This is a genomic window from Burkholderia sp. 3C (assembly GCF_054589155.1).
In genome coordinates, this window is the sequence record NZ_BAAILN010000009.1 from 42,200 (window position 1) to 48,199 (window position 6,000).

General features: G+C 58.0%; 5 protein-coding genes. 4 read left to right on the forward strand and 1 reads right to left on the reverse strand.

The features are described 5' to 3' along the window. Nucleotides 1-463: 463 nt before the first annotated feature. Both ACYP33_RS00685 and ACYP33_RS00690 read left to right on the forward strand, forming a co-directional pair. Nucleotides 464-1,486, forward strand: coding sequence for a 2-keto-3-deoxygluconate permease (locus ACYP33_RS00685; RefSeq protein WP_459619028.1), 1,023 nt, complete (start codon nucleotides 464-466; stop codon nucleotides 1,484-1,486). A 64-nt stretch (nucleotides 1,487-1,550) separates the two neighbouring features. After that, nucleotides 1,551-2,474 carry a cupin domain-containing protein gene (locus ACYP33_RS00690; protein WP_459619030.1) on the forward strand — a complete coding sequence of 308 codons (924 nt, stop codon included), beginning with the start codon at nucleotides 1,551-1,553 and terminating at the stop codon, nucleotides 2,472-2,474. A gap of 280 nt (nucleotides 2,475-2,754) precedes the next feature. Here the strand turns inward: ACYP33_RS00690 and ACYP33_RS00695 are convergent, their stop codons facing one another. After that, entirely contained in the window at nucleotides 2,755-3,450 is a 696-nt protein-coding gene (locus tag ACYP33_RS00695) for a Crp/Fnr family transcriptional regulator (RefSeq protein ID WP_459619039.1), read from the reverse strand. A gap of 490 nt (nucleotides 3,451-3,940) precedes the next feature. On the opposite strand from ACYP33_RS00695, the gene ACYP33_RS00700 reads away from it, so the two are divergent. Both ACYP33_RS00700 and ACYP33_RS00705 read left to right on the forward strand, forming a co-directional pair. After that, a complete protein-coding gene (locus ACYP33_RS00700) occupies nucleotides 3,941-4,288 on the forward strand; it encodes a hypothetical protein (RefSeq protein WP_459619032.1) in 348 nt (115 codons plus the stop codon). A 234-nt stretch (nucleotides 4,289-4,522) separates the two neighbouring features. Then, nucleotides 4,523-5,863 carry a sigma-54-dependent transcriptional regulator gene (locus tag ACYP33_RS00705; RefSeq protein ID WP_459619034.1) on the forward strand — a complete coding sequence of 447 codons (1,341 nt, stop codon included), beginning with the start codon at nucleotides 4,523-4,525 and terminating at the stop codon, nucleotides 5,861-5,863. Nucleotides 5,864-6,000: the final 137 nt, after the last annotated feature.

The window sequence follows — 6,000 nt, forward strand, 5'->3', positions numbered from 1 at the left end:
TTTCATTGAATCCTGCACTTTCCCGTCCCGCTCGAACGTCACCAACAATTAATAACCGTACTAATTGTCGAAATTAGTGGTTTACGTGAGCTTGACCGAGTCATTTCAACGTTGGAGACTGCATACAAGTTAATTGTTAACAATTAACTTGTATGCAGAATTAGCCAAGAAGCTAGACCGAGTGGAGGCGATAGCGTGCGACGACGGCTGCTCGTAATGGAAGTCGATGTCGATCGCGTCGCTCGGGACAACTCACTCTTTTCCTGCTCGTCTCAGATCGCCGATGGCGGGATCGTCATTCCGGAAATGTCTGACTAGAGCTGCGACCTGATCGAAGAAGTATTGCGCACCCATCCGTCGCAAGCGGAGCGAAGTTATCTGGAGCTGTAGCAAATAGTGATTGAGAGATGCGCACGTCTCTCATCACACATCACCAATCGACGCACGACGTCTGGAGACAAGCATGGCGCAGATCGCAATAAAACGTTCAATCGAACGTGTTCCGGGTGGCATGATGATCGTACCGCTCGTGGTCGGCTCGTTGATTGCGACGTTCATCCCCGGCATGCCGAAATTCTTCGGCTCGTTCACCAACGCTATGTTCAGCGGTGCACTACCCATTCTCGCGGTCTTCTACGTTTGCATGGGCGCCAGCATCGATGTCAAAGCAACGCCATATCTCCTCAAAAAGGGTGGCGCGCTGTTGTTCACCAAAGTCGGCGCGGCGGTGGTCGTCGGGGTGATTCTAGGACGAATTCTCGGTGAACAACCGATTTCATCCGGTGTCTTCGCGGGGATTTCGACCTTGGCGGTTGTTGCGGCAATGAACGACACAAACGGCGGCCTCTACATGGCGCTTATGGGGCAATACGGCCGATCCGAGGATGTCGGAGCGTACACGCTCATGTCGCTGGAATCCGGCCCCCTTCTCACAATGATCACGCTTGGTGTTGCAGGCCTCTCTGGATTCCCCTGGCAGACGCTCATCGGCAGCATCCTGCCGCTTGCGCTCGGCATGCTCCTCGGGAACCTCGACCGCGAGATGAGAGCGTTTCTCGCGAAACCCGTGCCCGTGATGATTCCCTTCTTCGCCCTATCCCTCGGCGCCGGACTCGATCTGCACAAAGTCTGGCAAGCCGGCTTGCTGGGTGTGGCGCTCGGCATCGGCGTGGTGGTGATAACCGGTATTCCGCTGTATCTCGCTGATCGTTTGACGGGCGGCACCGGCGTGGCGGGGACTGCCGCTGCGAATACCGCAGGTAACGCAGCGGCCGTACCGGCGCTCGTCGCCGCAGCCAATCCCGTGTACCAAGAAGCCGCGAAGTCAGCCACGCTGCTTGTTGCATCCTGCGTCGTCGTTACGGCGATTATCTCTCCCATTCTCGTAGCATGGGTTGCCAAGCGTCATGAGCGAAGCGTGCAGGAAAAGTCCGCTGATCGTGACGAAATCCCGATTCCCGAGTATCGACATATCGAGTCCCGCTGATTTTCGTCGATCTGCTATTCCAACTCTCCCGGCTTAACGCTTAAACAAAACGCGAGTGAACAGCATGAAAACTTTAGAGTACAACCCGCTGGCAGAGACCAGCTCGGGTCAAACGGATGCCGAAAAGAATGCAATCTTCTACGTTCCGGTGAACCCATTCGTCTATAAACAACCGCCCGTGCCCATCCATAGCTTCGAGGACGAACGACTCGACTTACTTGCAGATACAGGTAACACGCGCATCATCGCGCTCGATCTCAGTCGCGAAATGGGCCTGACTTACCCCGCCACGACTCCGAATATGCTGGCGCGCTATGTGGTCCTATCACCAGATGGCACGATCTCGATTGAGACGAATTCGGTCGTCGAGATCTATTTCGTCATGGAAGGGAGCGGTCGGTCCGAGGGCGAAAGTGGCTCGATCGAATGGAAAGCAGGCGACGTATTCGTCCTTCCGGGCGGACAGTCCCGGGTTCACCAGGGCAGTCGGAACGGAGGCATGTTGTATCTCGTCACGGACGAGCCGATGCTCGCGTTCTGCGGAACACTGGCCAGCGACCGCGCGCGCGTCGCGCCGACCCACTATTCAGCAGAAGAGATCGAACTGAATCTCGAGAAGGCCTATGCGCGCGACGCTAGCGGCGTAGAGGCTGCCAAGTCCGTCTTCTTCACGAACAAGCAAATGGAGGATCTGCGCACGACCTCGCCGAATGTCACAGCAAACCTGAACACCTTGGCGGCAGGCGACGATCAACGCCCCCATCGGCATAACGCGGCTGCCCTGACTCTGTCGATCGTGGGCGACGACGTCTATTCCGTAGTCGACGGACAGCGCGCAGACTGGAAACAGTACTCCGTGATGGTGACACCTCCCACATCGCTTCACTCGCATCACAACCGGGGACAAGCGACGATGCGAAGTTTCGTCGTGCAAGATTCTGGGCTTCACTATTATTCGCGTACGACGGGCTTCCGCTTTGACAACTAAGCGATTCGCTTGCCCTCCCTCGCGCCCCTTTGCAGTGGTCTAACAGGTTGTTTAAATACCTCCCGCAGACGTCGTCCGAGCGGGAGGTAAACGTTGAAACAAGGAATTGACTGACGCTGAGAGCGAAAAGATGCGCGGAGCGGACTGGACCGGCCAGAGTCTCATAGACGCTCACGAGCCGTTCGGTGCGTAGCGCCGTTCAACTCTACAGGTGAGAGATCATCGACAGAACCATACTGGATCGATTAAGAGCCGACGATATCGGACCATCCTACGATGATCATCGCAGCAACAACAGCCGATCGCTTTCCTCCCGCACCACCTGATAGCACTCACAGACATGACGCTCCAGCGCGGGGCGATCGAGCACTTCGATCTTGCCGCGCGAGTAGCGGATGAGGCCCGCCTCCTGGAGCTTTCTCGCGGTCTCCGTCACGCTCGCGCGGCGCACGCCGAGCATGTCGGCAATCAGTTCCTGCGTCATCTGCACGTCGCTTGAATCGAGACGGTCGAGGCTCAGCAGCAACCAGCGGCAGAATTGCTGCGATATTGAGTGATGTCGATTGCAAACGGCCGTCTGGGCCATTTGCGTGATAAGCGCTTGCGTGTAGCGCAGGAACAGGTGCTGCAAAGCTCCCCCACGCTTGAACTCATCCTTGACGATCTGCCCGCTGAGTTTGAATGCATCGCCCTTGCTTTGGACGATTGCACGATTCGGCATTGTCTCGCCCCCCATAAACAACGCAACCCCCACAAGACCGTCGCGCCCCACCACTGCGATCTCGGCCGATGCACCATTCTGCATGACGTAGAGCATCGAAATGATCGCCGTGGTCGGCAGATATATATGGCTGAGATGGTCACCCGATTCGTAGACGACGTGCCCGAGCGGCATCGTGATGGGCGTCAGATGCGGCTCGATGCGCCGACGCTCGTCACCGGGCAGCGCTGCCAACAAATGATTGAGCTGGGCCAACGAATCGCTAGCTTCGTGCGGCGCCCGATCTTCCTGCTCGTAACGCTGTATGCGCTCGATCAGGCGTTGCTGACGTTGCGCCTGTTCGTGGTAATCCCGGCTCGGCAGCAGACTCTGCACCGACGATCGCAACGTGTCATGGCCAAGCGCATCGAGAATGCGGATCTTGGTCAACACGCCGAGGTCGCTCTTGCCGTTACGCCAGGCGGAAATCTGCGCGCGAGTCAACCCGAGACTTTCCGCCAACTGTGCGTCGCTGGCGAACCGCCCCTTGCGCTTCAATTCGTCGAACGTTCCAAACCAATCAAATTGCATGAGTTGATCATCAAAATGGCGTCAAATACATTTGACTTAATTTCTTGACTTAAGCACAATCAAAGAGCGCTATTGGCGTGTCAAATGCGTGGGCGATATATATAGTACATGCGCCTATGGCCGCCACGCCGCTTTTGCGCGCACGTCGCGTTCGTGCATATCTCGAGATTCGTGCATGACCGATCCCCTCTCGCATTTCCGTTTGCCCGCGTCGTTATCTCCTCAGGCCGTTGCAGCCGTTCCCGCACCGATCACCGACGACGAATTTTCTGCATCCCAGGTCGATTTCATCCGTAGTATCTTCGCGTACGCCGAGTATCTTCGTGAGCACGGTCGGCCCACCCCGCTCTCCGACGCATTCCTCGGTGCGCTCGTCGGCTTGCTCGAAGTTGTTGACACGAATTCGCACGAAGACGCGGTGCGCTGCACGTCTCAATTCCGTGAGATCGTTACGCGGCTCATGCCGGACGCGACAACCGATGCGGGATCGGTGATTGCCCCGACCGCTCCGCAGCCTAAATAGGCCGCCCGCCCGCGCGGTTTGCCCGTCGACGTCGCGATGCGGCGACCTCAATCGTGCCATCGTCATTCACGCATACCGTACAGAGTTCGTGCGCATGCCCGCGCACACTGGCGTCGCTCTACCGCATTAGTGTTGCGTTTCAGTCAAGCATGCGACGTTTTATGTGCATACGATCGGAACCGAATTGTGCTCGGTTTTGTTTGTGGCCGCCCCATCCCGAACGAGAATGCTTGCATGCCCCATGTCTTGGTGGTCGACGACGACGAATCAACGCGCACGGCCATGCTGGCGCTGGCTCATGCCCAAGATCTTGGCTGCGACACAGCCGCCACGCTAGCCGAAGCGCGACTGCGCATTGGCGAGCGCCATCCAAGCCTAGTGCTGTGCGACTTGATGCTGCCCGATGGCAACGGCATGGCCCTGCTTGGTGAATTGACGAAGCTCGGCTGCGAGGTCGTGGTGACCACCGGACATGCCTCACTCGATTCGGCTATCCACGCGCTGCGGCTGGGCGCTTCCGATTATCTGGTCAAGCCCGTCAACATGGAACGGCTGCAGGCCCTGCTCATGCGCGTGCCGCGCCACACGGCGCGCAGCAACATCTTGGCGGGGCTCGCCACAGAACTGCGAGCGACATCGCGCTTCGGTTTAATGCTCGGCCGCTCCGAGTCGATGCTGGCGGTGTATGACGCGATCACGCGCGTCACCGCAACGAGCGCGTCGGTATTGCTGACTGGCGAATCGGGCACGGGCAAGGAACTAGCGGCGCAGACGATCCACACGTTAAGCGAGCGCCGGGACGGACCATTCGTCGCGATCAACTGCGGCGCACTGCCGGCGCGACTGATCGAGAACGAGATGTTCGGTCACGAACGCGGCAGCTTTACCGGCGCCGATCGCGACCATCATGGTTTTTTTGAACGCGCTGACGGCGGCACGCTGTTTTTAGACGAAATCGCGGAGATGCCAGTGGATCTCCAGGTGCGCCTGCTGCGCGTGCTGGAAACGCGTCGCGTGCGGCGGCTGGGAGGCTCGCGCGAACGCGAGGTGGACGTGCGCATCGTAGCCGCCACTAACCGTGACCCGCTCACGGCGGTCGACCTCGGCACGCTACGCACCGATCTCTATCACCGTATCAACGTATTTCCGATCCCGCTGCCGCCATTGCGCGAACGCGGTCGCGACATGATTTTACTTGCCGACGCGTTCCTCACTCAATTCAACGAGACGAGTGGTCGACACCTGCGTTTCTCAGAAAATGCTCAGTGTGCGATGACACAGCGCCTCTGGCGCGGGAACGTCCGCGAACTGCGTAACATGGTCCAACGTGCAGCGATCTTCTGCGAGAATGACTGTATCGATACGTTGCCGCCCACCATTCTCGATGAGGCGTCAGACAATGCATCAATCGACATCCGCGAATCGGTGTCGGTACAGTTAGCAACGCCGCTCGACGAAATGGATCGTTGCTTGGTGGCCGCCACCCTGGCGCATTGCGGTGGCGTTAAAACATACGCAGCCGACATGCTTGGCATCAGCCTCAAGACGCTGTATAACCGCCTCTCCAAATCGTAGCGCACGCCTGATTGGGTTCCATGCTTCCTCCTTCTCGGAGCATCGACGTCTCCCCACCCTTGAGTAGCGCGACGCTTTAGAGTCCAATCACGTAGTCAGGAGATTGGGCATGAAGAAACGATTCACCGAAGAGCAGA

Coding starts and splice junctions, on each gene's coding strand:
- ACYP33_RS00690 (WP_459619030.1), top strand. CDS start 1,551: ATGAAAACTTTAGAGTACAACCCGCTGGCAGAGACCAGCTCGGGTCAA.
- ACYP33_RS00700 (WP_459619032.1), top strand. CDS start 3,941: ATGACCGATCCCCTCTCGCATTTCCGTTTGCCCGCGTCGTTATCTCCT.
- ACYP33_RS00705 (WP_459619034.1), top strand. CDS start 4,523: ATGCCCCATGTCTTGGTGGTCGACGACGACGAATCAACGCGCACGGCC.
- ACYP33_RS00685 (WP_459619028.1), top strand. CDS start 464: ATGGCGCAGATCGCAATAAAACGTTCAATCGAACGTGTTCCGGGTGGC.